The sequence below is a fragment of the Methylophilus sp. DMC18 genome (assembly GCF_056314005.1).
The window spans coordinates 65,072-86,182 of record NZ_JBQUZE010000003.1 but is presented as its reverse complement, the minus strand read 5'-3'; the positions used below and the strand labels follow the sequence as shown (position 1 = coordinate 86,182).

At 56.4% G+C, this 21,111-nt stretch carries 21 protein-coding genes; 8 read left to right on the top strand and 13 right to left on the bottom strand.

Annotated features, from left to right (window positions below; all coding sequences use genetic code 11):
• Positions 1–27 precede the first annotated feature (27 nt).
• Together ACT53G_RS07280 and ACT53G_RS07275 are read right to left on the bottom strand one after the other, a co-directional pair.
• Entirely contained in the window at positions 28–1,755 is a 1,728-nt protein-coding gene (locus ACT53G_RS07280; RefSeq protein ID WP_476169078.1) for a SulP family inorganic anion transporter, read from the bottom strand.
• Positions 1,752–2,456 (bottom strand): MBL fold metallo-hydrolase, encoded by a 705-nt coding sequence (locus ACT53G_RS07275; RefSeq protein ID WP_476169077.1) that lies wholly within the window; start codon positions 2,454–2,456, stop codon positions 1,752–1,754. Before ACT53G_RS07275 ends, ACT53G_RS07280 begins: the two co-directional genes overlap by 4 nt.
• A 174-nt stretch (positions 2,457–2,630) precedes the next feature.
• Between ACT53G_RS07275 and ACT53G_RS07270 the strand changes: the two genes are divergently transcribed.
• Positions 2,631–3,995 carry a sigma-54 interaction domain-containing protein gene (locus ACT53G_RS07270; protein ID WP_476169076.1) on the top strand — a complete coding sequence of 455 codons (1,365 nt, stop codon included), beginning with the start codon at positions 2,631–2,633 and terminating at the stop codon, positions 3,993–3,995.
• A 5-nt stretch (positions 3,996–4,000) separates the two neighbouring features.
• Here ACT53G_RS07270 and ACT53G_RS07265 read toward each other — a convergent pair whose 3' ends face one another.
• The 4 genes from ACT53G_RS07265 to ACT53G_RS07250 all read right to left on the bottom strand — a co-directional run bounded on the left by ACT53G_RS07265 (position 4,001) and on the right by ACT53G_RS07250 (position 6,933).
• Positions 4,001–4,420, bottom strand: coding sequence for a DUF6691 family protein (locus ACT53G_RS07265; RefSeq protein WP_379074282.1), 420 nt, complete (start codon positions 4,418–4,420; stop codon positions 4,001–4,003).
• Between the two features lie 7 nt (positions 4,421–4,427).
• On the bottom strand, positions 4,428–4,853 hold the full coding sequence (locus tag ACT53G_RS07260; RefSeq protein WP_275357794.1) for a YeeE/YedE family protein: 426 nt from the start codon (positions 4,851–4,853) through the stop codon (positions 4,428–4,430).
• A gap of 58 nt (positions 4,854–4,911) precedes the next feature.
• Positions 4,912–5,133 (bottom strand): hypothetical protein, encoded by a 222-nt coding sequence (locus ACT53G_RS07255; protein ID WP_194748882.1) that lies wholly within the window; start codon positions 5,131–5,133, stop codon positions 4,912–4,914.
• A 219-nt stretch (positions 5,134–5,352) separates the two neighbouring features.
• A complete protein-coding gene (locus ACT53G_RS07250) occupies positions 5,353–6,933 on the bottom strand; it encodes a Na+/H+ antiporter (protein WP_476169075.1) in 1,581 nt (526 codons plus the stop codon).
• 282 nt (positions 6,934–7,215) lie between these two features.
• Here ACT53G_RS07250 and ACT53G_RS07245 point away from each other — a divergent pair, with 282 nt between their 5' ends.
• Together ACT53G_RS07245 and ACT53G_RS07240 are read left to right on the top strand one after the other, a co-directional pair.
• Positions 7,216–7,455: a hypothetical protein gene (locus tag ACT53G_RS07245; protein WP_194748884.1), complete on the top strand. Its 240-nt coding sequence runs from the start codon at positions 7,216–7,218 to the stop codon at positions 7,453–7,455.
• A gap of 6 nt (positions 7,456–7,461) precedes the next feature.
• On the top strand, positions 7,462–7,731 hold the full coding sequence (locus tag ACT53G_RS07240; protein ID WP_338655598.1) for a KTSC domain-containing protein: 270 nt from the start codon (positions 7,462–7,464) through the stop codon (positions 7,729–7,731).
• Positions 7,732–7,751: 20 nt separating this feature from the next.
• Here the strand turns inward: ACT53G_RS07240 and ACT53G_RS07235 are convergent, their stop codons facing one another.
• The 5 genes from ACT53G_RS07235 to ACT53G_RS07215 form a co-directional block, all read right to left on the bottom strand.
• Positions 7,752–8,987 carry an MFS transporter gene (locus tag ACT53G_RS07235; protein ID WP_476169074.1) on the bottom strand — a complete coding sequence of 412 codons (1,236 nt, stop codon included), beginning with the start codon at positions 8,985–8,987 and terminating at the stop codon, positions 7,752–7,754.
• Positions 8,988–8,997: 10 nt separating this feature from the next.
• Positions 8,998–9,345: a DMT family protein gene (locus ACT53G_RS07230; RefSeq protein WP_476169073.1), complete on the bottom strand. Its 348-nt coding sequence runs from the start codon at positions 9,343–9,345 to the stop codon at positions 8,998–9,000.
• Between the two features lie 145 nt (positions 9,346–9,490).
• On the bottom strand, positions 9,491–10,333 hold the full coding sequence (locus ACT53G_RS07225) for a hypothetical protein (protein ID WP_476169072.1): 843 nt from the start codon (positions 10,331–10,333) through the stop codon (positions 9,491–9,493).
• A 157-nt stretch (positions 10,334–10,490) separates the two neighbouring features.
• Positions 10,491–11,840, bottom strand: coding sequence for a sigma-54-dependent transcriptional regulator (locus ACT53G_RS07220; protein WP_476169071.1), 1,350 nt, complete (start codon positions 11,838–11,840; stop codon positions 10,491–10,493).
• Positions 11,825–13,171 (bottom strand): sensor histidine kinase, encoded by a 1,347-nt coding sequence (locus tag ACT53G_RS07215; protein WP_476169070.1) that lies wholly within the window; start codon positions 13,169–13,171, stop codon positions 11,825–11,827. Before ACT53G_RS07215 ends, ACT53G_RS07220 begins: the two co-directional genes overlap by 16 nt.
• Before the next feature lie 226 nt (positions 13,172–13,397).
• Between ACT53G_RS07215 and ACT53G_RS07210 the strand changes: the two genes are divergently transcribed.
• Positions 13,398–14,783, top strand: coding sequence for a DUF1800 domain-containing protein (locus ACT53G_RS07210; RefSeq protein WP_476169069.1), 1,386 nt, complete (start codon positions 13,398–13,400; stop codon positions 14,781–14,783).
• Positions 14,784–14,785: 2 nt separating this feature from the next.
• Positions 14,786–15,934 carry a DUF1501 domain-containing protein gene (locus tag ACT53G_RS07205; protein ID WP_476169068.1) on the top strand — a complete coding sequence of 383 codons (1,149 nt, stop codon included), beginning with the start codon at positions 14,786–14,788 and terminating at the stop codon, positions 15,932–15,934.
• On the opposite strand, the gene ACT53G_RS07200 is transcribed toward ACT53G_RS07205, so the two are convergent.
• Complete coding sequence (locus ACT53G_RS07200) at positions 15,880–16,437, bottom strand: YgjP-like metallopeptidase domain-containing protein (protein ID WP_313985089.1); 558 nt, start codon at positions 16,435–16,437, stop codon at positions 15,880–15,882. The genes ACT53G_RS07205 and ACT53G_RS07200 overlap by 55 nt on opposite strands.
• A 43-nt stretch (positions 16,438–16,480) precedes the next feature.
• Positions 16,481–16,747, bottom strand: a complete 267-nt coding sequence (locus ACT53G_RS07195; RefSeq protein WP_379074250.1) for a hypothetical protein — start codon at positions 16,745–16,747, stop codon at positions 16,481–16,483.
• A 309-nt stretch (positions 16,748–17,056) separates the two neighbouring features.
• Between ACT53G_RS07195 and ACT53G_RS07190 the strand changes: the two genes are divergently transcribed.
• From ACT53G_RS07190 to ACT53G_RS07180, 3 genes are all read left to right on the top strand, one after another.
• Entirely contained in the window at positions 17,057–18,943 is a 1,887-nt protein-coding gene (locus tag ACT53G_RS07190; protein ID WP_476169067.1) for a sensor domain-containing diguanylate cyclase, read from the top strand.
• 239 nt (positions 18,944–19,182) lie between these two features.
• Positions 19,183–20,694, top strand: coding sequence for a sensor histidine kinase (locus ACT53G_RS07185; protein ID WP_476169066.1), 1,512 nt, complete (start codon positions 19,183–19,185; stop codon positions 20,692–20,694).
• Positions 20,666–21,109: a response regulator gene (locus ACT53G_RS07180; protein ID WP_313985077.1), complete on the top strand. Its 444-nt coding sequence runs from the start codon at positions 20,666–20,668 to the stop codon at positions 21,107–21,109. Before ACT53G_RS07185 ends, ACT53G_RS07180 begins: the two co-directional genes overlap by 29 nt.
• Positions 21,110–21,111: the final 2 nt, after the last annotated feature.

The following is a 21,111-nucleotide window of genomic DNA, read 5'->3' as shown; positions in this document are numbered from 1 at the left end:
TCCTATATTTAGCGGCGATCAACGCCGTTAATGACAGGACAGCGCTGCATAAGCCTGATGTTGGGTCAGATAAATCTCACCATTGAGCTGCTGCCTGAGTGGAGCATGTTGCAACATGTCCATCACCGGGCCTTTGACCTCGGACAAATGAAAGCCAATTCCCAATGCAGATAAATGGTGGTTGATGACTTCCAGCACCTCCAGGGCACTGCCATCTACCTCGTTGACGGCGGAGCACATCAGGATCACATGTTTCAATGCCGTGTTATCGGCGACCACTTCGAGCACTTTTTGCTCGAGATAGCGCGCATTGGCAAAATACAAGCTCTCATCCACACGCAAAGTAATCACATCCGGGCACACACTGACCGCATGCCGCGCCACGTTTCTAAAATGCTCGGTACCCGGCACCTGCCCGACAATGGCAATGTGCGGCCGACTGCTGCGGTATAGATGCATGGCCATGGACAGCAACACGCCTGCACTGATGCCATGTTCAATATCGACCAGCAAGGTGATCATAAAAGTCACCAGCAAGGCGGCAAAGTCACTGCGGTTACGCCGCCAGGTCTCGATAAACACGCGTCCGTCCACCAGGCTCATCACCGCAACGATAATCGTGCTGGCCAAAATAAATCTGGGTAACGCACTGAGCCACGAGGCCAGGAAAACCGTGGCCAACCACATGCCCAATGCGGTAAACAAACCCGCTGCCGGCGTTTGCGCACCCGCATCCATATTCACCACCGAGCGCGACACGCCGCCGGTGACCGGCTGCCCCCCACTCAGGCTGGCCGCCAGATTGGCGCCACCCAAGGCAATCAACTCCTGGTCAGGGTCTATGCGTTCACGCCGTTTCATGGCCAGACTCTGCGCCACAGAAATCGACTCCACCGTGCCGATGATGGAAATCAGCAAGGCCGGGGCCAATAAAGATTGCCACATTGCCAGACTCCCATGCGGCAAGGCCAGCGCAGGCAGCCCGGCGGGAATCTGCCCTACGGTGCGCACCCCGGTGAGCAGGGCCCAACCGGCATGCATGGCAATCGTCCCGATCAACACCAGCAGCGCAGGCACTGCCCGCACCAACGCCTGCGCCCAAAACGGCGAGCAGCCCAGACTTAGCAACAGCGATTGCCCTTGCCGCCTGGCCAGCACCAGCAATAGCAGGGTGAGCACTGACAGCATAGCCGTAGCAAGATGAATCTGCGGCCATTGCCCCAGCATACTCTGCCAGAGCGCCAGCACATGACTGCCCTCGGCCCGGATGCCAAGCAAGGTGGGCAGCTGACTACTGGCAATCACCAGGCTGGCGCCAGCAATAAAGCCGCTCATGACGGGGTGGGATAGAAAATTTGCCAGAAAGCCTAATTTGAACATCCCGGCCAGCATCAGAAACAGACCAGACAAACACGCCAGGATCAGCGCCGCTTGCAGCCCCAGCGCGGGACTCTGTGCTGAATAAGGCGCTACTGCGGTCGCAGTCATCAGTGCCGCCACCGCCACCGGGCCTACGGCCAACGTCGCACTGGTGCCTAACAGGGCATAGACGATCAACGGCAACAGGCTGGCATACAGGCCGACTTGTGGCGGCAAGCCCGCCAGGATGGCATAAGCCAGCGCCTGCGGAACCAGCATCAGGGTCACCGTCAGCGCCGCCATCAGGTCATGCATGGCCTGCTCGCGCCGATAATGCGGCCCCCAGCGGAGGGCGGGCACGTAACGGGCCAGCCGAGTCAACATCGCTGTGCTCATGCCGACTGCTTGATCATCACTTGCCCACAGGCCTGGTTGGCAGGCAGGGCCACATCAATTTGCTTGGGATACGCCAGCTTGAGATTGGCCATGATATTGATAAATTCCGCGCGGGAAATCTGCCCGCCCAGCCGCTTGTTTTCACGCTTCTCGTGGCCGACCGTGGAGACCGTCCTGCCTTGATAATCGTGGCCGGGAAAAATCAGCGTATCTTCTGGCAAGCTGAAAATTTTGGCATGTATGCTGTCATACAATTGCCCGGCATCGCCTTGCTGAAAGTCGGTGCGGCCACAGCCATCAATCAGTAAGGCATCGCCGGTAAAAATGCGGTCACCGACCAGATAACTGACGCAGCCGTTGGTGTGCCCGGGCGTGTAACGGACCTCGATATCCAGCGTGCCAACTTGCAAGTGCACGCCATCGGTCACCAGCACATCGCCGCATTGCGCGCCAGCATCACGATGCACCACACTTTTACTGCCTAGACGCTCGCGCAAGGTGGCGGCAGCGGTGACATGATCGGCGTGCACATGCGTTTCCAGGGTAAACACCAGCGTCAACCCATGCTGTTGCAAAGCCGCCACATACTTGTCTACCTCGCTGCCTACGGTATCAATCATCACCGCCTGCCGGGTTTCTTCACAGCCTAGCAGATAGGTATAAGTGCTACTTTCAGGCTCAAAAAATTGCTTGAAAATCATCCGCGTGCTCCTTATCAAGATGGCGTTGATTCAGCAAAACCAGTGCCAATGTTTCAATAAAAATTTAAAAACAGTCAAATCAATGACTTATATAAAAATATCACTTGCCCACCCCCGCCAAAAATGTTTCAATGAAACACAAAACCACAATCATGAAACGTTTCAAATAAAAAAATGGAACAAACCACCCCCGATTTTTTCAGCCAGCAGGCCGGTCTGAGCCGGGCACAGGGCGAATCGCTGGCCCGCATGATTTCATTGATCATGCCAGATGCAGCCGTGTTTACCGTCGATGCTCAAAAGCGGATCAGCTACTGGAGCCCGGGTGCCGAAAAACTGCTAGGCTTCACTCAGGCTACGCTCCTGGGTGAAAACTGCCTGACCGCCAACCGCTGCGAACAGTGTATGCGCGGCTGTGGGCTCACCGAGTCTGGCAAAGTCGAGGGCGCTCCCCTGCTGCTGCACCGGTCTGATGGTGAACGACAGGCAGTGTTGAAATATGCCATGGCCTACCTGCCAGAAGATGGCGCGTTTGCGGGCGGCCTCGAAATCCTGCTGCCCCAGCAGGCGGACGCAGGCAAGACCGCAGGACAATCCTCGCTGGGTGAAAAATATGGCTTGATCAGCCATGCGCCGGAAATGCAAAAAGTGTTTGAAATGATACGCCGCGTGGCAGTGACAGATATCCCGGTGTTGATCCGCGGCGACTCCGGCACGGGCAAAGAGCTGGTGGCCCGCGCCATTCATGGCGAGAGTCCGCGTCAACGCGGCGCCTTTGTCGCCATCAACTGTGCCACGCTCAATGCGGGCATGCTGGAGAGTGAGCTGTTTGGCCACGTCAAGGGTGCCTTCACCGGTGCCATTCGAGATCATCAGGGCCTGTTTGGCCGAGCCGAGGGCGGCACGCTGTTTCTGGATGAAATCGCCGAACTGCCTTACGAATTACAGGCCAAACTGTTGCGCGTACTCGAAACCGGTGAATACCTGCCCGTCGGGGCCAGTCAGTCCATGCAGGCCAATGTCCGCATTGTTGCCGCCACACATAAAGCCTTGCGCGAAGAGGTTAAAGCCGGACGTTTCCGGCAGGACTTGTTGTTCCGCTTGCGCGTGGTGCCCATCTTCTTACCCAGCTTGCAGGCGCGCAAACAGGATATTCCGCTCATCGTGCGTCACCTGCTTAAACAGCAATTTACCGGGGAACAGCTGCCCGTAGTGAAGGCCGCCGCCATGCAGCAACTGATGGCCTATGACTGGCCAGGCAATGTGCGCGAACTGCGCAATGTGTTGAATTACGCACTGGTGATGTCGGATGGCAAACAGATCGACACCGCAGACTTGCCGCCCGAACTACAAGCGATACCCGCGTCAACACATGCAATGGTAGCGCCAGTCGCCAAACCGGGCCGCCAGGCGCTTTCAGAAGCCGCCATCGTGCAAGCCGTCACTGACTGCCAGGGCAACCTGACCCAGGCGGCCAAACAACTCGGGATTGGCCGCACCACACTGTGGCGTTACCGCAAACTTTGGCAAAAAGACTGATACGGTCACAACCAGCCGCGACGCACCGCCAGCGTATGCACGGCCATTCCCGCCAGCATGCTGGCGACAAACAGCCAGACCGCCGGGCCACCCGTCAAGAGTGAGGCGATGGCTGGGCCGGGACAAAATCCGGCAATGCCCCAGCCGGTGCCAAAGATCACCGCCCCCAGCACCAGTTTGCGGTCAATCAGGCGCGTGCCTGGTAACTGCACAGGCAGGCCCAAGACACTGGTGGAGTGCCTGGCCGCAGACTTGAAGGCAAAAAAGCCCACCGCAATCGCACCCATCATCACAAATGCCAGTGACGGATCCCAGTCACCGGTCACATCCAGAAAGGCCAGTACCTTGGCTGGATTGGTCATCCCGCCCACAATCAACCCCACGCCGAAGATCAGCCCGGCGATTAATGCCATCATATTTGCCATCTTGCTTCTACCCTATCATCCACACATGGCGCCAAAGCCAGACCACCAGCATCGCCACCAGCATAAACGTCAACGTCGCCACCAGCGAGCGTGGCGACAGCCGTGACAAGCCGCAAACCCCATGACCACTGGTGCACCCCGACCCCAGGCGACTACCGAAGCCCACCAGCAATCCCGCCACGATCAACCAGGGCGTGGACGCCTGAATCTCCACCATAGGCAACGGCCGTGCCAGCACATAAACCAATGGCGACAGCACCAGACCCGCGACAAAAGCCAGGCGCCAGGCCCGGTCACCGGCGGCGGCCGACCAGACCTGACCCACAATGCCACTGATGCCAGTGACCTTGCCCAGCCAGCGGATCATCAGCAAGGTGGAAAATCCTATGAGCAATCCACCCATCAGTGATTGCCAGGGGGTAAAAGAAATCATGCTTTTTTCTACATCCTCAACAGCGTTTATGAACAGGCCTAGCCAGCGTGATCACTCCTCAATCGACTTCGTCGGCCATGTCCTCATGGGCGGGTTCCGCAAGCTGGTTACATTCAAAACCGGCTTTTTCCAGCGCAACCCGATACTCGCAGCCGGGCAAATGCCCTTCCAGCTTGCCGTTGATATGGGTGGTTTCCTGCTTGCAGTAGGCGCAACGGTAACGGTGGGCCTGGCCTTCAAAGTGCTCTTGCGGATAGTCGATATAAAACAGTCGTTTCATGTTAATTGCTCCTCATCACAGCACTAGACAAGACCTATGCTACGCTGTCGCCAGGAGGCTGGCAATACACAAAAAATCGCCTTGAGCAAGATTTTTCATCAAATAATTTTAACGTGCAGATTTTAATCAGGTCTAATTTAATACATAAAATCAAATAGTTAAGACACTCACCCACAGCTCACCATAAAAGTTATCCACAAAAAATGTGGACAGGCGCCCTTAACCTCGGCTATGTAACGCAGCGATTTCCTGAATGTCCAGATCACGTTCCATCAGATGCAGCAACTCGTCATGAATCTGCCCCGAGCGATGCAGTTTAAGTAGCTCTTCGCGACCGGCCGCCACGGCAGCCAGCACTACATTAAAATGCGCTTTGCGGAGGTCGTCGGGCAGACTGTCTTCATGTTTATGTTTGTCTGACAGGCTTTGCCGGTAGCTGTACTGTTCCAGCAACCGCGGGTGCATTAATGCACCATGTTCGTTATAGGCCAGTTTGTTAACCACTGAAAACTGTGCCTGCTCAATCCGGGCCCACACCTGCGGCTCATTAAGGTAAATGTGCTCATGCTTGGTCGCCTTCAGTTTAAATGCGCGGATCACCTGACCAATTGTCGTCCCCTGCACCACCACCGTCACCAGGATCACAGCAAACGCGCACATCAGCATCAAATCGCGTCCGGGCACCTGAGCAGGCACCGCCAGTGCCGCCGCCAGCGTGACCACGCCACGCATGCCTGCCCAGCTTTTGACAAAAGACTCGCCCCAGGTGCTGTGTCCATGCGCCGCATGCGGCTTGCGGATGAGTCTGGCCAACCCATCAATCATGAAAATCCAGACAAAGCGCGACAAGATCACCACGGCCAGCACCAGCAACACTTCCAGTCCATAGGCCCCCAGGGACTTGTCGGCATGGGCGACACGCTCCCAGACGCCGCGCAAAGAGAGGCCGATAAAGATAAATACCAGCGACTCAAAGATAAAAATCATGATTTCCCAAAACGCGGCACCGCGCCGGCGCGCTGTGGCCGACATGATTTCATGCTGGTGCCAGCCCAGCATCATGCCGTAGGTGACCGTGGCGATCACGCCTGAAACACCGATGTGCTCGCCCACAACATAACAAATCCACCCCGGCAAGGCCGAGGCCAGCACCATGAGTTTAGTGCCATGCAGATAGCGCAGGGTTTTAAACACCAGATAGCCCATAGCCGCGCCAAACAATACGCCCCCAACACTGAGCCAGGCAAAAGTTTCGAGCGCACCGCTCAGTGAAAACACGCCGGTCAGCAAGGCGACAATCGAAAACTTGTACAGCACCAGCCCGGTGGCGTCATTGAGCAAGCTCTCGCCTTCGAGCAACACCAGCAGCTTGCGTGGCAAGGCCACGCGTTGCAGCACGGCTTTGGCGGCAATCGCATCCGGCGGTGACACAATTGCGCCCAAGGCAAAACAGGCCGCCCACGGCAGGCTGGGATTGAAGCTATGCAAGGCCAGCCCCACCGCCAGCGTGGTGAACAGCACCGCACCAATCGCCAGCAGTAAAATGCCGCCCAGGTGCCGCCTGAACTCATGCCAGACCGTGAAATAGGCACCTGCCATCAGCAACGGCGGTAAAAACACCTCCATGACCAGGGCAGGATCAATCTCAAAAGCCGGTAATTCTGGCACCAGGGCAATCAGGGCACCACCCGCCAGCTGTGCTACCGCAGGCGGCCAGCGCAGCCTGTTGGCCAGGACCTCGAGTGCAATAATCGCCACCAGAAAAAACAGGATTAAATTGAAATAAAACGAATTACTCATGATAGACCGAGAGGGTCAGGCCCTCATGTAAACAGATGAAACCGCACCACTGAGGCGCGCCAGTGCCGCTAATCTAACACAGGCAGCTTGCGCCAGGCTTGCGTTAACAGGATTTGTCTGTTGTGAGTGTGCGGGGGAAGCGCCTGTTTGACGCGGGCTTGAACTTGCATGCCCGCAATGGCTCAAACCAAAGAGTGTCCTTTTCAAAGATGAAGTGGCCGCACTGAATACCGTCAAGTTGGAGTAAGATGACGGCAGTCCGGCACAGGATAAGGAGTAAACATGTTTAGCTTGAAAAAATGGATATGGCGGCAATGGCAGGCCTGGCGCGGTGCAGATCGGGCGTATGCCAAATATCTGGCGCATTTTCAGCATTACCAGTCGCAAGTGGTGGATCCCGCCTTGCAACAAAGTTTGCAACTGCAGCCCATGAGCAAAGAAGCGTTTTTGCAAGCCTGGCAACAAAAAGGCCTCAAGCCTGCGGGTAAATCCTGCGGCTGCAAACCCGGCTGCTGCGGCTAGGCCCTGATGGACATGATCAACATCCATGCCGGCAAGTTGCGGGCGATTGGCTATGATGCAGGCAAGCGGGCGTTGCGCGTGAGGCTGGAAGACGGCAGCACCCTCGAATATACCAATGTCGGCGAAAGCGTCTGGCGCAGCTTCAAAAGCGCCAGCGCCCAGTGGAGCTACTACCGCGATAATATCGAAGAAGCATACGGTTGCCAACGGGTGAGCACCCCAGTCACCTTGGCCACGACCGTGAGCCGCAACCCGCTGGATGATTTGTTCCAGTAACCGCGGGTACAGATAATCATTCAAGTCCCCGCCTGCAAGCCTGCCGCAGATTGAGCAGCCGTTTGCCTGGCCTGTTGCCACCACAACAATATCGCCAGCACCGCCACCCCCGTTAGTAAGGTAAAACTCATGGCGTAGCCATAACGCTGCGCGACCCAGCCTGCCATGGCCGGACTCAAGGCTGCCCCCAGGCCCTGGATGGTCAACACAAATCCCAGCCCGACATTGAAATGCCCACTGCCTTGCAACATCTTGGCCACCAGTCCTGGCAAAGCCACCCCTAACAGCCCCGCGCCGACGCCATCCAGTAACTGCACGGGCACCACCGCCCAGGGCGAGTTCCAGGTGGACGCAATCACGCCGCGCACCGGCAAGGCAAGCAAGGCCAGCGTGACCAGCCGTTCGTAACTAAACTGCTCGGCATAACGCCCGGCTAGCAATGCCATGGGGATCATCACCAGTTGCGCAATCATTACCGTCAAAGCCGTAAACAGGCTGGCGTTGACCAGACCTTGTGACACCATGGTTTGCCCCAGCAAAGGTAGCATGGCAGCATTGGCCAAATGAAACAGCATCATGATGCAAGCCAGCATCAATAACGGGCGTGACTGCAGCAAGGCCTTCCATACGGCACGGCTAGAATCACTGACCGCAGCATGTGACTCCAGACCGCGCGCCGCATGGTAATCAATCTCCTGCGGGCGAATGCGGCGGATGCACAGCAGCGCCAGCACCGCCATCACCGCCAGTAGCATAAAGACGGCAGACAAGCCCCAGAAATAACCGAGCACGCCAGCCACGGAGACTGACACCAGGCTACCGGCATGACTCCAGGCCTCGTTCTGGCCAAGCTGCCTGGACAAATATTTAGACCCGACCAGGCCCAGGCTGATACTGGCAATCGCGGGCCCGATCATGGCACGGACCACACCGGTAGCCGCTTGCGACAAGGCAATCGCCGCAAACGAGTGCCACAGCAACAACACCAGGCAACCGACCACCATCAGGATGGCGCACACAGACAGCCACAAGCGCTTGGCATGTGTGCGGTCCATCAGGGCACCCGCCGGGATTCCCGCCATCATGGTTGCCAACCCGCCTATGGTCATCGCATAGCCGATATCATCCGCCTGCCAGGACTGTGCCAACAAGTACACACCGAGAAAGGCGCCCAGCCCGTCGCGGACATCGGCCATGAAAAAATTCATCACCGCCAGCCATTGCCTTGAATCTGCAGGCCGTTTGAATAGACGCATGCTTTTCTCCTTACACCACAGGGGCTTTAAAGATAAAAAAGGCGCCCAGACCAATGAGGGCAAAGCCGACAACATGGCTGGAAGTGAATTGCTCGCCGAGCGAATACACCGAAAACACCACAAACACGCTGAGTGAAATGACTTCCTGCATGGTTTTGAGCGCTGCCACCGAATACACGGTATGGCCGATCCGGTTGGCCGGCACCGCAAAACAATACTCAAACAGGGCAATCAACCAGCTCACCACAATCACCACATACAGCGGCTTTTCGGTGAACTTGAGATGGCCATACCAGGCCACCGTCATAAACACATTGGAGATCAGTAACAATAGAATAGGGGCTAATTTTGCAATCATGATGCATCCTGTCAAAAGAGGGCGTCCAGCGTGGGCGGCGGCCTTTAGGCAGCACCGCTGTTGCCCAAAGCGATTTAAGCAATACCTAACTTGCTTAAATCGCAGGCGACGCCGGATGAAGCGTTGGCTTGGGCTAAATCAGGGTCTAGCACTGGCCGGCTACCGCAGCCGCTGGCTGGCAAGCTGGGGCCGCGGACGCATAGAGTGGCTGCATCGTAGCGGCGGAGCTCCCCATGCGAATCGCCTCCAGTGATACACCATTGGCCGTCCTGGTCCCTAGACCAGCCACCGCAATACGCAGCCCTGGGCGCAATGGCATACTCAGGCTTTCAGGCGGAAAGTGAACAATGCTCTGGTTATCCAGGATGACACCATCGACTTCGCCGCGCGGACCATTCAGGATCAGATCGACCTTGCCTTCCACCTGCAGCGGCTGCAATGACTGTGCCCGCAAATGTGGGGGTAACAAGGGCAGGTTATTGGCTGGTGGCTGGTCCACCACAATATTGCCGGTGGTCACATTGATAATGGCATCGGCTTTAACCATGGCTGGCGTTTCAGCATGCCCAAGAATACGCACATGCTGACCGGGTTGCACGGCGCCTAGCAAGGCCTGCGAACGGTGCGGGGGGAATTTGACAATCACGTCATTCGCCAAGCGCAAGCCATCCGCTTCCCCATACGGATTAAACAGGATGGACTTGACAGTCGCCTCAGCTACCGCGGGCAGCGCCGCCGTCGCCTGTAAATCCAGCGCGCCTGCAGGCGCAAGCGGAGCGGGGACCATAGGCGCAGGCGCCAGTGGTGCCGATGCGCCTGGTCCCAGATTAAGTGGCGCAGGCGTCAGCGGAGAAGGATTCGCAGCTAAGGGCGGCAAGGCAAATGCTTGCAGGGTCATACTTAGGGTAGTGACGAGCAGCGCGGCACGCAGAGGACGACTGCCGCGTGCAAGATGGCTGCTACGTGTACATACAGAAGAAGTTAACATGAAATGCTCCTTGTCATGGATAGAGGTTATCTCCTCTATTGCAAGGGGCATGCCAGATAAAAAATCATTTTAAATCAATTGCTTGAAAAATAAACCCTGGCACACTTGTCCGCTTTGGTGACACAACACTGTCCGCTGGGCGGACAGCTGTCAGCGCTTATGTCAGGCCATGCTCTTCGAGCTTGCGGTAAAGTTGCTGACGGGACAACCCCAGTTTACGCGCCGCTTCACTGCGGTTGTCACCGCTCTCGCGCAAGGCGCGTTCTATCATCTCGCGCTCGACTTGCTGCAGGGTCTCGGCCAGCGTGCCGGTGGCGGCGCCACGACCAGAAGCGTCTGCCGCCTGCGGACGTGGCGTAAAAGAAATATGTTCAGCCTCGATCCAGGCATGATGACTCAAAATCTGCGCGCGCGCGATGGTGTTGCGGAGTTCACGGATATTCCCCGGCCAGTCATGTTGCACCAGCTGTTGTGCGGCTTCAGCGGTCAGACGCTTGGGAGTACCCGCAGCTTCACTGGCCAAAAAATGCTGTGCCAGCAGCAACAGGTCTTCACCGCGCGCGCGTAGTGGTGGCAAGGCAATCGGCATCACCTGCAGCCGGTACCATAAATCTTCACGAAACTGCCCGGCGCGGACGGCGGCAGGTAAATCTCTATGGGTGGCAGCAATGATGCGCGCATCCAGCGCAAGCACCGTTTGCGCGCCGACCGGGCTAAACTCGCGCGCCTCCAGCACCCGCAAAATCTTGGCTTGCAGCGCCAGCGGCATATCACCAATTTCGTCGAGGAACAGGGTGCCGCCAGTCGCTTGTCGCAAATAACCTTTACGGTCAGCCACCGCACCGGTAAACGCACCTTTGACATGCCCAAACAGTTCGCTTTCCATTAATTCTGCCGGGATGGCGGCGCAGTTGACGGCCACAAAAGGGCCATGGGCGCGCAAGCTGTTACGGTGCAGTGCACGCGCCACCTCTTCCTTGCCGGTGCCGGTCTCGCCCAAAATCAGCACGGTTGCCTCGGTCGCCGCAGCCAGGCCGATGTGTTTGAACACCTCGCGCATGCATTCACTGTTGCCAATCAAGCGTTCCGCCGTTGGGTTGTCTGCGGTCAGCGACGCGTCGGCCTCCAGGCGAGACTCGCGGTCAGCGCTGCGCTCGGGCAGTGCGCGTTGCAAGGTTTCCATCAGCTTCTGCCGTGAAACGGGCTTGGTCAAATGGTCAAACGCACCCAGCCGCATGGCCTCAATCGTATTGCTGCCACTGGCGTAGGCGGTAAGCATGATGCAGGGCACCGCCTTGATCGCCTGCGCCTGACGCAAGAAGGACAAGCCGTCTTCCACGGTGAGTTTGAGATCGGTGATCACCAACTCTACCGGCGCCGTCCGCAAGCAGTGCAGGCCCGCCTGCACATGGCTGGCTTCCAGCACATGGTGCCCCAGGTCAGACAGCATTTCAGACAGGCTGCTTCTAAAGGCGGGGTCATCGTCAATAATCAGGAGGTGTGCCATGGCAATTCAATCTCAAAACGGGCGCCCGCGGCAGTATCGGCCAAGCGTAGCTCGCCGCCATGCGCCTGGACAATCTCGCGCGCCAGGGCCAGGCCCAGGCCGGTACCACCACTGCGCGCCGTACTAAAAGGTTCAAACACCTGGGGGCGCAAATGCGCGGGCACGCCACTGCCATTGTCGGCCACCCACAATCGCAGGTGCCCCGAAGTGACGCTGTCCAGCCCCAACTCAATCTCGCCTCCCACGGGGATATGCGCCAGCGCATTTAGGATCAAATTGTCCATCACTTGCGCCATTTTATCCGGGTCGAGCACGGCCTGCGCTTGAGCACGTGTCACTACGGCATCACTCAGGCTTAACTTCCAGCGTGCCTGCTGCGCAGTCATGGCCTCTTGATGCAAGCTGGTCAGGCTGGTCAGCCAGGCACGCAAATCCACTGACTGTTTGTGTATTTGCAAGGGATGGGTCAGTGCCAGCAAGCTGGAGATCAGGCTTTCGAGGCGCGAGGTTTGCGCCAGCACCGCCTCAAAGGCACTCTGGCTGCGTTGCTGATAGCGCTCAGGGGCCGCGGCCATGGCATTTTCAACCTTCATGCGCATGGTGGCCAGCGGATTACGGATTTCATGTGCCAACCCGGCAGAGACCCGGCCCAGCGTCGCCATGCGCTCAGACTGTGCCAGCTGTTGCATCAGTGTAGCCATCTGGCGCTGCCAGCGCAGCAGCATCCAGGCCAGCCAGGCGCCTGACATCACGACCAGGCCTATCAGCAGCGCTAACGCCAGGCTCAAATGATTGAGTACCTCGGCCTGAATCAGCAACACGCGTTTCATCACCCAGGCGACAGACGTGCCGGGGGCTTGGGTCAGTGGGCAGGCAGCAAACACAATGGCTTCACGCAAGCCGGGGCGCACCTCCAGAATCAACTGGTGGCTGCGGCTGGCTAGTTCGGCGGTGGCAGTGATTTTTTCAAGTTCGGCCACCGGTGGATCACGCTTGACGCCGGTGCCATCATAGGTGGGAAAGGCATATGCAAACACGCCTTGGCCTGGCCGCCAAAAGCCGCCTTCACTGCCAGGCTCTTCGCGCAAGGCAAGATCTATCACCGCCTGCCAGCCTGCCTGCGCAGAAGCACTCTCCAGCCTCGCAAGGTGTACCCCATGTTGCATGGCCTGGCAGCTGGCAGCCGCATGCAGCCTGGCCTCAGCAATCTGCGAGGCCGCGCCCTGGCGGCTCAGTTCGATCAACAGCCAGACCAGCAACGCCGAGACGGCCGCAATCACAGCCCAGAGCAGGAGCAGGTCTCGGCGCACCTTGTGGGTATGGGTCTGCATAAAAAGCCTGTGTAGAGTCGATGGTGTGAGTAAGAAGGTTAAAGCGGCAACCACACGGTAGCACATCACTCACAGCGCTTCAATCAGGCTGGCGCTGACAAGCCTTGGCGGCTGACCAAGCGCACCGCAGGACTGGTCCCCGTGCGATTGTAAGCCCGCTGTAATCCAGCTTTGTTAGTCTGGCCATGGCTGTTAGTATTTCTGTTCCCACTCACGTCTGGAGTCGATGATGACGGATGACGCATTGATCATTAATCAACGTTTTGGTCTGGGCGCACGCGCCGCGGCCACTACGCCCTCAAATAGTGTCTCGCAGGCATTGCTAGACGAATTTAGCCGTTACCAGGCCTTGCCGCCATTGTGGCAGCAATACCAGCAAGCGCTGCCGTCCATCGAGCAAGAGATGCAGGAAATGCGCATGATCAATCAGGCCGAATCGCCTGAGGACAAACTGCAGTTGCGCCGCCAAATGCGTAACGAAGCGCGGGACAGCTATACCGAGGCAGTGCAGGTACGCGCGCAAGTGGCGCAGCAGACCGATACCCCGTTTGTGGAAAGACTGGTGCATTTCTGGTCCAACCATTTTGCAATCTCGGCACAAAAATCGCAGGTCACACAACTGGCCGGATTGTTTGAACTGCAAGCCATCCGTCCGTTTGTACTGGGCACGTTTAAAGACATGCTGTTTGCGGTCGAGAAGCATCCGGCCATGTTGATCTACCTAGACCAGCAGCAATCACGCGGGCCACAAAGCGAAGCCGTACAACGGCAAATGCGCCGCCAGCCGGACAAGAAAAGTGGCCTCAACGAGAACCTTGCCCGCGAAATTCTGGAACTGCACACGCTGGGCGTACGCAGCGGTTATAGCCAACAGGATGTGACCGAATTTGCACGCGCACTGACCGGCTGGACCGTGCCCGGTCCCAAGCTCACAGGCGAGACCGATGCGCGCTATCCTGGCTTTGTCTTTAATGAGCGCGTACACGAGCCTGATGTCCGTCAGTTACTCGGCAAAACCTATGCGCAACCTGGCGTGCAACAAGCCGAAGCCATCCTCACTGACTTGGCCGCCGCCCCGGCCACGGCCACGCATGTGGCGACCAAACTGGCCTGCCATTTTGCTGGCGACCAGCCACCGCCCGCTCTGATTAACCGGCTACGCGACACCTATCTGCAAACCGGGGGCCAACTTCCGGCACTGTATCGCGTGCTGATAGAAGCGCCGGAGTGCCGCGTGCCCACGCCGGTCAAGTTCAAAACCCCATGGGAGTGGCTGATTAGCAGTGTACGGGCGCTGGACATTGACCTTTCGCATGTCCGCGTCTCGCAAGTCATGACCCAGCTGGGACAACCGATCTGGAAACCAGGCTCCCCCGCCGGTTATGACGATGTGGCCGAAAGCTGGCTCGCCTCCAACGCCTTGTTGCGCCGGGTGGAGTATGCGCAGCGGCTGGCTTCGCTGACCAAGCTGAGCATGCCACCCGCGGTGCTGGCCAATACCGTCCTGCGCGGCAGGCTCAGCCAGGAGACCTTGCAGCAAGTGAGCCGCGCCGAATCTGCGCACACCGGTTTTGCCCTTCTGCTGGTCAGCCCTGAATTTTTAAGGAGATAGCCATGCAGCGCAGACAATTTGTGAAATTATGCGGTGCCGGGCTGGCCGCCTTCTGGCTCCCCAGCTTGAGTTTTGCGGCGGCGGCGACCGAACAACGCTTTATTTTCATCATCCAGCGTGGCGCGGCAGATGGTTTGAACACCGTGATTCCGTATGCAGATCCCGATTACCAGCGCTTGCGTGGCGCCTTGGCCGTGCAAGACATCAATGACACCAAGCTGGACAGCCTGTTTGCGCTACACCCGTCGCTGGTCACGGCCAAGGCGCTTTACCAGCAGCAACATGCACTGTTTGTACATGCGGTGGCCTCTGCCTACCGCGAGCGTTCCCATTTTGACGGGCAGAATGTGCTGGAAAGTGGGGGGACGCGTGCTTATCAGCTTAAAGATGGCTGGTTGAACCGCTTGCTCGGCCTGCTGCCGCCCGCCCAAAACGAGGCGATTGCATTTTCCCCCACCATTCCGCTGGCCTTGCGTGGCAACTATCAGGTCGATGCCTATGCCAGTGCCAAGCTGCCACAACCCTCCGATGATTTACTGTTAAGAGTCAGCCAACTTTACCAGCAGGATGCCCAATTACATGCCGCCTGGGAAAGTGCGATGCAAGTCGAGAATATGGCGGACAAAGGCATGCAAGGGCAAAACAGCCAGCAACCAGCAGCGCTGGGCAACATGGTCGGTGATTTTTTAAGCCGGCCAGACGGCCCGCGCATTGCCATGCTGGAAACCGGCGGCTGGGATACCCATAGCGCCCAAAACAGCCGTTTGAGCAAACAGTTGTCTGACCTGGACACCCTGCTCGCCAGCCTGCAAATTCATCTGGGGAATCACTGGCAGCAAACGCTGATCATCGTCGCCACCGAATTTGGCCGCACCGCCGCCGCCAATGGGACAGGCGGCACCGACCATGGCACAGGCGCCGCCATGTTGGCGTTTGGGGGCGCCCTGCCCGCTATCACGGCAAGCAATCGAAGCTGGCCAGCCGGCAAAGTCATCGCCGACTGGCCCGGCCTCAAAGACAGCCAGCTGTATCAGGGGCGCGACTTGCAACCCACACTGGCGCTGGATAAGGCAATCACGGCATTGGTGAGCGCACACTATGGCTTGGAGCCAGGCAAGGTCGCCCGCACACTGTTTCCGGCATCCAGCTGATGTTTTTGCAGGGCGCCCCATAACAAATACACCCGGCAATCAAACTCATATTGCATGTAGTCGGGTTCCATATGCAGACAGAGCTGGTAAAACGCCTTGTCATGCTCGCGCTCTTTGAGATGTGCCAGTTCGTGTACCACGATCATGTTGAGAAATGCCAGCGGCGCCGTTTTAAAAAAAGCCGAAATCCGGATTTCTTTTTTGGCTTTGAGCTTGCCGCCCTGCACCCGCGAAATGGCGGCATTGAGCCCCAGTGTCTGCTTTTCTATGGTGAGCCGGTTGTCGAAATAGACCTTGTCGAGCAAGGGCGCGTTTTTCAAATAGCGCTGCTTGAGCGCATTACAAAAATCATACAGCGCCTTGTCACTTTGAATCGTGTGCGTCTCGGGATAACGCTGCTGCAGATAATGGCCCAGTTGGCCCTGGGCATGCAACTGGGCAATTTGCGCACGTAAATGCGCGGGATACCCCGGCAGAAATTGTTGAATCAAGGTCGCAGACATGCCGCCATTTTAAACGGCAACGGCCACAACATTCAAAAATCAGTTACATTGAAAAATCGGAAGACAAATCCATGGTGTTGGGACCAGTGTCCTCCTGATAGGTAGATGTCGTCACCGGCGGTGCTGACGCCCGTTTCCAGGCATCATATGCCTGTTGATCGACAGGACTCAGCTGCGCGATGGCCTCCGCATTCAGGCTCGCAAAAGGGCGGCCATCTTGCGTCGTCGCGCCCGCATCTGCCGCGCAGGCCACCCCGACCACTGCAGACAAGATCGTCGCCAATATCCATACATTAGTGAAAAGTCTCATTGTTGGCCTCTTGCATACCTATGACCGCATAGACTAAGCCAGCTGCCGCCAGGCCACAACGGGAAAGCTTCCTGTTAACAGCCGCTTAAACCAGTTCATCCTGCGTCAGGCCAATCAAACCATCACAGGCCGGCCAATTTTCTGCCTCATCTACCGTCGCGCATGCGCGGTATCCATCAAAAATGCCATGAACACTGCGTACGTGCAAAGACCATATAGATATCGCGTAAATATTGCAGTATGCTAATTACTCTGCTATGGACAATCGCACTTCGCCCTGGTCAACATTGGTAGCGCAAAAAACATCGCATGATCACGCATAAAAAGTTATTAACTCGCTTGACCGTTGTGCTCTGGATAGAACTTGTGCTCGCACTGTCTGTGCTTGGCGGCTTGATTGCGCTCAATATTTACCATGAGCATGCGCAAATTGAAGCGAATGAACGCGACCGCCTGATTACGCAAGCCAATGTCATTTCAAAAAACCTGGCCTTCCAGTTTCAAGGCGCCAATCAAGCCTTACTGGCCATTATTCAAGAAATCCCGGAGTGGAAACATCAACAGCAAGTCGCGACCAAACGCTTGACAACCATGGCGAGCACCATGCCAGGAATACGGGGATTTGACGTGTTTGATGCCGATGGAACACTGATATACACTAGTTTTCCAGAATATCTCGGCATGAACTTCAGTTACCGTGATTATTACCAGACCGCCCGGCGGGTTAGTGATCCCGATAGGCTTTACGTTTCGCCCCCTTTCACCGGTATGAGCGGTAACTATATACTCAACCTGACCCGGATCATTCCTGGCAAGCAAGGTGAATTTTCCGGGATTGTCACTGCCATCCTGGATCCCGAATACTTTAAACCGCTGCTAGCCTCTGTGTTATACACGCAGGATAGCCGCAGCTCACTGATACACAGCAAAGGCGTGCTGTTCATGAGCGTGCCCGATAACGGGCTCAAGCCGGGCACAAATCTGGCAACCCCTGGTTCATTTTTTACCCGGCATATCCAAAGCGGCAAAGCGGTGACCGTATTTAGCGGTCAGTTATATTCAACCCGGCAGCAGCGTATGGTGGCTCAAACCACACTGACCCCCGGCGACCTCAAACTGCATAGCACACTCATGGTGGCGGTCAGCCGCGACCTTGAACGCATTTTTAGATACTGGTACGAAAATGCCATGATTCAGATCATCTGTTTCAGTATTTTTGCACTCTTTACATTCACTATGTTGTTTGTATTCCAACGCCGTGAAAGCAAACACGCACGAATGGCGGCTGAACATTCACACGCCCTGTTTCAATCCGAAAAACTGTTTCGCTCAACCTATGACTCCGCAGCCATCGGCATGGCTTTGCTAGGCCTCGATGGCAGGTTTATGCAGGCAAATCGGGCCTTATGCCATATGCTGGGGGAAGATGAAGCGGCGTTATGCCAGAAAACCATCCAGCAGATCACCCACCCTGAAGACCACCAGCTTGACCATCTGCTGCTGGACTCGCTGCTCACTAGCCAGCGAGATAACTATCAGGTAGAAAAGCGCTTTTTTCATAGCCAAGGTCATACGCTTTGGGTATTGTTAACCTACTCCTCCATTAAAGATGAAGCCGGCCAGCTCCAGCACTTTGTCGTACAAATACAAGATATTACTGAGTACAAGGCGCTACAGGAAAAATTGCAGAAGCAAGCCAATCAAGACTTTTTAACCGGATTGCCCAATCGACGCCACTTTATCCAAGAGGCCAATATCGCGCTGGCAAGACTCAAACGCCGTGGCGGCGCCATCGCTTTATTGATGATAGACATCGATCATTTCAAGAAAATCAATGACAACTATGGCCACCAGGCTGGCGATGTTGTATTGCAAGCGTTTGCCCGGCAATGTCAGACGCAGTTGCGCGATATTGATTTGATCAGCCGCTATGGTGGTGAGGAGTTTGCGATCTTGTTGCCAGATACGCAGAAAGAACAAGCGATAGAAGTCGCGGAGCGCTTGCGAACGACTGCAGCCAACACCGAAATGCACCTTGGAAACCACCGCGCACTTCAACTGACTATTTCGATTGGCTTAGCTACCACCTCGGAGATCAGCACCAGCTTGGAAAAACTGCTGATCAAGGCAGATGCGGCTCTCTATCAGGCCAAACAGTCTGGACGGAACGCTGTCAGTATTGCGCCAACAGACTGACCAGCACCGATACTGACTGTCTGACAGCAAGATTATCCACGCTGATGTACTATACAAGAGTCAGCAAGATGGGTGTAGACTGTGACTCATCATAAAAACCACGGTTCAGCGAGCGGCAAGAATACTTTTGCAGCATCAGCTCTCTCGGCAGCCCAGTGGTCGCATGTGCTTCTTTTCAACAGTGCAACATCAACTATTAAAATAAAAATATTAAGTGCAGTCACCATGGGAGATTGGGTATGCATGATGAAAGTGGAGACGTTGCGCGAGCCAATCTGCGCTTCCGGCAAGTAGTAGAAGCCGCCCCGACCGCCATGGTAATGGTAAACAGTCGCGGCCTGATCGAACTCGTCAATACCCAGACAGAACTCATTTTTGGCTACCCAAGAGAAGAGCTGCTGGGACAAACTATAGACATTTTGTTACCTGAGCGCTTCCGCCAACAGCACCCGCATCATCGCGCCGCCTTTTTCTCTGACCTCAGACCTCGCGCCATGGGCAGCGGGCGGGATTTGTATGGCCGCCGTAAGGATGGCACCGAGTTTCCTGTCGAGGTCGGGCTCAATCCCATTGAAACCGATGATGGCGTCAAAGTCTTGTCAGCCATTACCGACATTTCGGCACGCAAGCGCATGGAAGCGCGCTTTCGCCAGGTCGTCGAAGCCGCGCCCAATGCCATGGTGATGGTGAATAAAAATGGCTTGATCGAAATGGTCAATCCGCAAACAGAACGTATTTTTGGCTACCCGCGCGAGGAGCTGCTGGGGCAATCCATAGATATGTTGTTACCTGAGCGCTTGCGCCATCAGCATGCCCATCACCGGGCCTTCTTTTTTTCCGAGCTGAGTCCGCGCGCGATGGGCACCGGGCGGGACTTATACGGCCGCCGCAAGGACGGCAGTGAGTTTCCTGTCGAGGTCGGGCTCAATCCGATAGAAACCGATGACGGCGTCAAGGTGCTGTCGGCCATTACGGACATTTCTGCCCGTGTCAAAGCCAGTGAAAAGCTGGCGCAACACCGTGACGAGCTGGAGCGCAGCAATAAAGAATTGGCCACTTTTGCCTATGTGGCCTCCCACGACCTCAAATCGCCATTACGCGGCATTTTCCAAATCTCGCACTGGATCGAAGAAGACCTTAACCAGGGCAAAGTGGAGGCCATTAGTGGACACATGTCCCTCTTGCGCGGACGGTTGCGCAGAATGGAACGCCTGCTGGATGATTTACTGGCCTACTCGCGCGCCGGACGTTTGGAAGGCAGCGTCAGCCAGGTCGACCTGGGCAAAGTAGCGCAGTCCATTTTTGAGATGCAAGCTCCGCCTGCAGGCTTTAGCCTGAAGATGGCAGACGATTTGCCCACGTTTTATACGCTGGCCACCCCGCTGGAACAGGTGCTGCGCAATCTGTTTAGCAATGCCATCAAACACCATGATCAAACGCGCGGCAGCATACAATTGCAATGGCAGCAGACCAACCCGCATTACTATGAGTTCAGCGTCATTGATGATGGGCCGGGCATCTCACCAGAATACCAGGAGCGGGTTTATATCATGTTCCAGACCTTGAGGCCGCGCGATGAGGTGGAAGGGAGCGGCATGGGATTGGCACTGGTTAAAAAAATCGTCGAAGCCTATGGGGGCAGTACCAGCATCCGCTCCGATGGTCAGCGCGGCTGTGCGATCACGTTCACCTGGCCGATCAATATAGAAGAAAGGTTGATGCGTGCAAATCCTGCCCAAACATCGTTATAAGGAAGTATCGTTGCTGATTGTTGACGATGACGACATTGATGCCATCTCGCTGGAGCGCGCATTACGCAAATTAAGACTGTTGAACACCCTGTTTCGTGCCCGCGATGGCCGTGAAGCGCTGGAGTTGCTGCGTTCGGGCCAGATTCCTGCACCCTATATTATCCTGCTTGACCTGAATATGCCGCGCATGAATGGCCTGGAGTTTCTGGAAGCCTTACGCACGGATCCATTATTAACCCATGCTGTGGTGTTTGTGCTGACGACGTCAAAATCAGACGAGGACCTGGTCGCGGCCTACCGCAAACATGTCGCGGGCTATGTGTTCAAGCAGCACATGGACCGCGACTTTATGGAAGTCATGGGGCTAATTGAGCATTATTGGCGCATTGTTGAGCTGCCAGCCACGAAGGAGTAACC

Excerpts from the sequence above, each read along its gene's own strand:
- ACT53G_RS07280 (WP_476169078.1), bottom strand. The coding sequence starts at position 1,755 with ATGAGCACAGCGATGTTGACTCGGCTGGCCCGTTACGTGCCCGCCCTC.
- ACT53G_RS07275 (WP_476169077.1), bottom strand. The coding sequence starts at position 2,456 with ATGATTTTCAAGCAATTTTTTGAGCCTGAAAGTAGCACTTATACCTAT.
- ACT53G_RS07270 (WP_476169076.1), top strand. The coding sequence starts at position 2,631 with ATGGAACAAACCACCCCCGATTTTTTCAGCCAGCAGGCCGGTCTGAGC.
- ACT53G_RS07265 (WP_379074282.1), bottom strand. The coding sequence starts at position 4,420 with ATGGCAAATATGATGGCATTAATCGCCGGGCTGATCTTCGGCGTGGGG.
- ACT53G_RS07260 (WP_275357794.1), bottom strand. The coding sequence starts at position 4,853 with ATGATTTCTTTTACCCCCTGGCAATCACTGATGGGTGGATTGCTCATA.
- ACT53G_RS07255 (WP_194748882.1), bottom strand. The coding sequence starts at position 5,133 with ATGAAACGACTGTTTTATATCGACTATCCGCAAGAGCACTTTGAAGGC.
- ACT53G_RS07250 (WP_476169075.1), bottom strand. The coding sequence starts at position 6,933 with ATGAGTAATTCGTTTTATTTCAATTTAATCCTGTTTTTTCTGGTGGCG.
- ACT53G_RS07245 (WP_194748884.1), top strand. The coding sequence starts at position 7,216 with ATGTTTAGCTTGAAAAAATGGATATGGCGGCAATGGCAGGCCTGGCGC.
- ACT53G_RS07240 (WP_338655598.1), top strand. The coding sequence starts at position 7,462 with ATGGACATGATCAACATCCATGCCGGCAAGTTGCGGGCGATTGGCTAT.
- ACT53G_RS07235 (WP_476169074.1), bottom strand. The coding sequence starts at position 8,987 with ATGCGTCTATTCAAACGGCCTGCAGATTCAAGGCAATGGCTGGCGGTG.
- ACT53G_RS07230 (WP_476169073.1), bottom strand. The coding sequence starts at position 9,345 with ATGATTGCAAAATTAGCCCCTATTCTATTGTTACTGATCTCCAATGTG.
- ACT53G_RS07225 (WP_476169072.1), bottom strand. The coding sequence starts at position 10,333 with ATGTTAACTTCTTCTGTATGTACACGTAGCAGCCATCTTGCACGCGGC.
- ACT53G_RS07220 (WP_476169071.1), bottom strand. The coding sequence starts at position 11,840 with ATGGCACACCTCCTGATTATTGACGATGACCCCGCCTTTAGAAGCAGC.
- ACT53G_RS07215 (WP_476169070.1), bottom strand. The coding sequence starts at position 13,171 with ATGCAGACCCATACCCACAAGGTGCGCCGAGACCTGCTCCTGCTCTGG.
- ACT53G_RS07210 (WP_476169069.1), top strand. The coding sequence starts at position 13,398 with ATGATGACGGATGACGCATTGATCATTAATCAACGTTTTGGTCTGGGC.
- ACT53G_RS07205 (WP_476169068.1), top strand. The coding sequence starts at position 14,786 with ATGCAGCGCAGACAATTTGTGAAATTATGCGGTGCCGGGCTGGCCGCC.
- ACT53G_RS07200 (WP_313985089.1), bottom strand. The coding sequence starts at position 16,437 with ATGTCTGCGACCTTGATTCAACAATTTCTGCCGGGGTATCCCGCGCAT.
- ACT53G_RS07195 (WP_379074250.1), bottom strand. The coding sequence starts at position 16,747 with ATGAGACTTTTCACTAATGTATGGATATTGGCGACGATCTTGTCTGCA.
- ACT53G_RS07190 (WP_476169067.1), top strand. The coding sequence starts at position 17,057 with ATGATCACGCATAAAAAGTTATTAACTCGCTTGACCGTTGTGCTCTGG.
- ACT53G_RS07185 (WP_476169066.1), top strand. The coding sequence starts at position 19,183 with ATGCATGATGAAAGTGGAGACGTTGCGCGAGCCAATCTGCGCTTCCGG.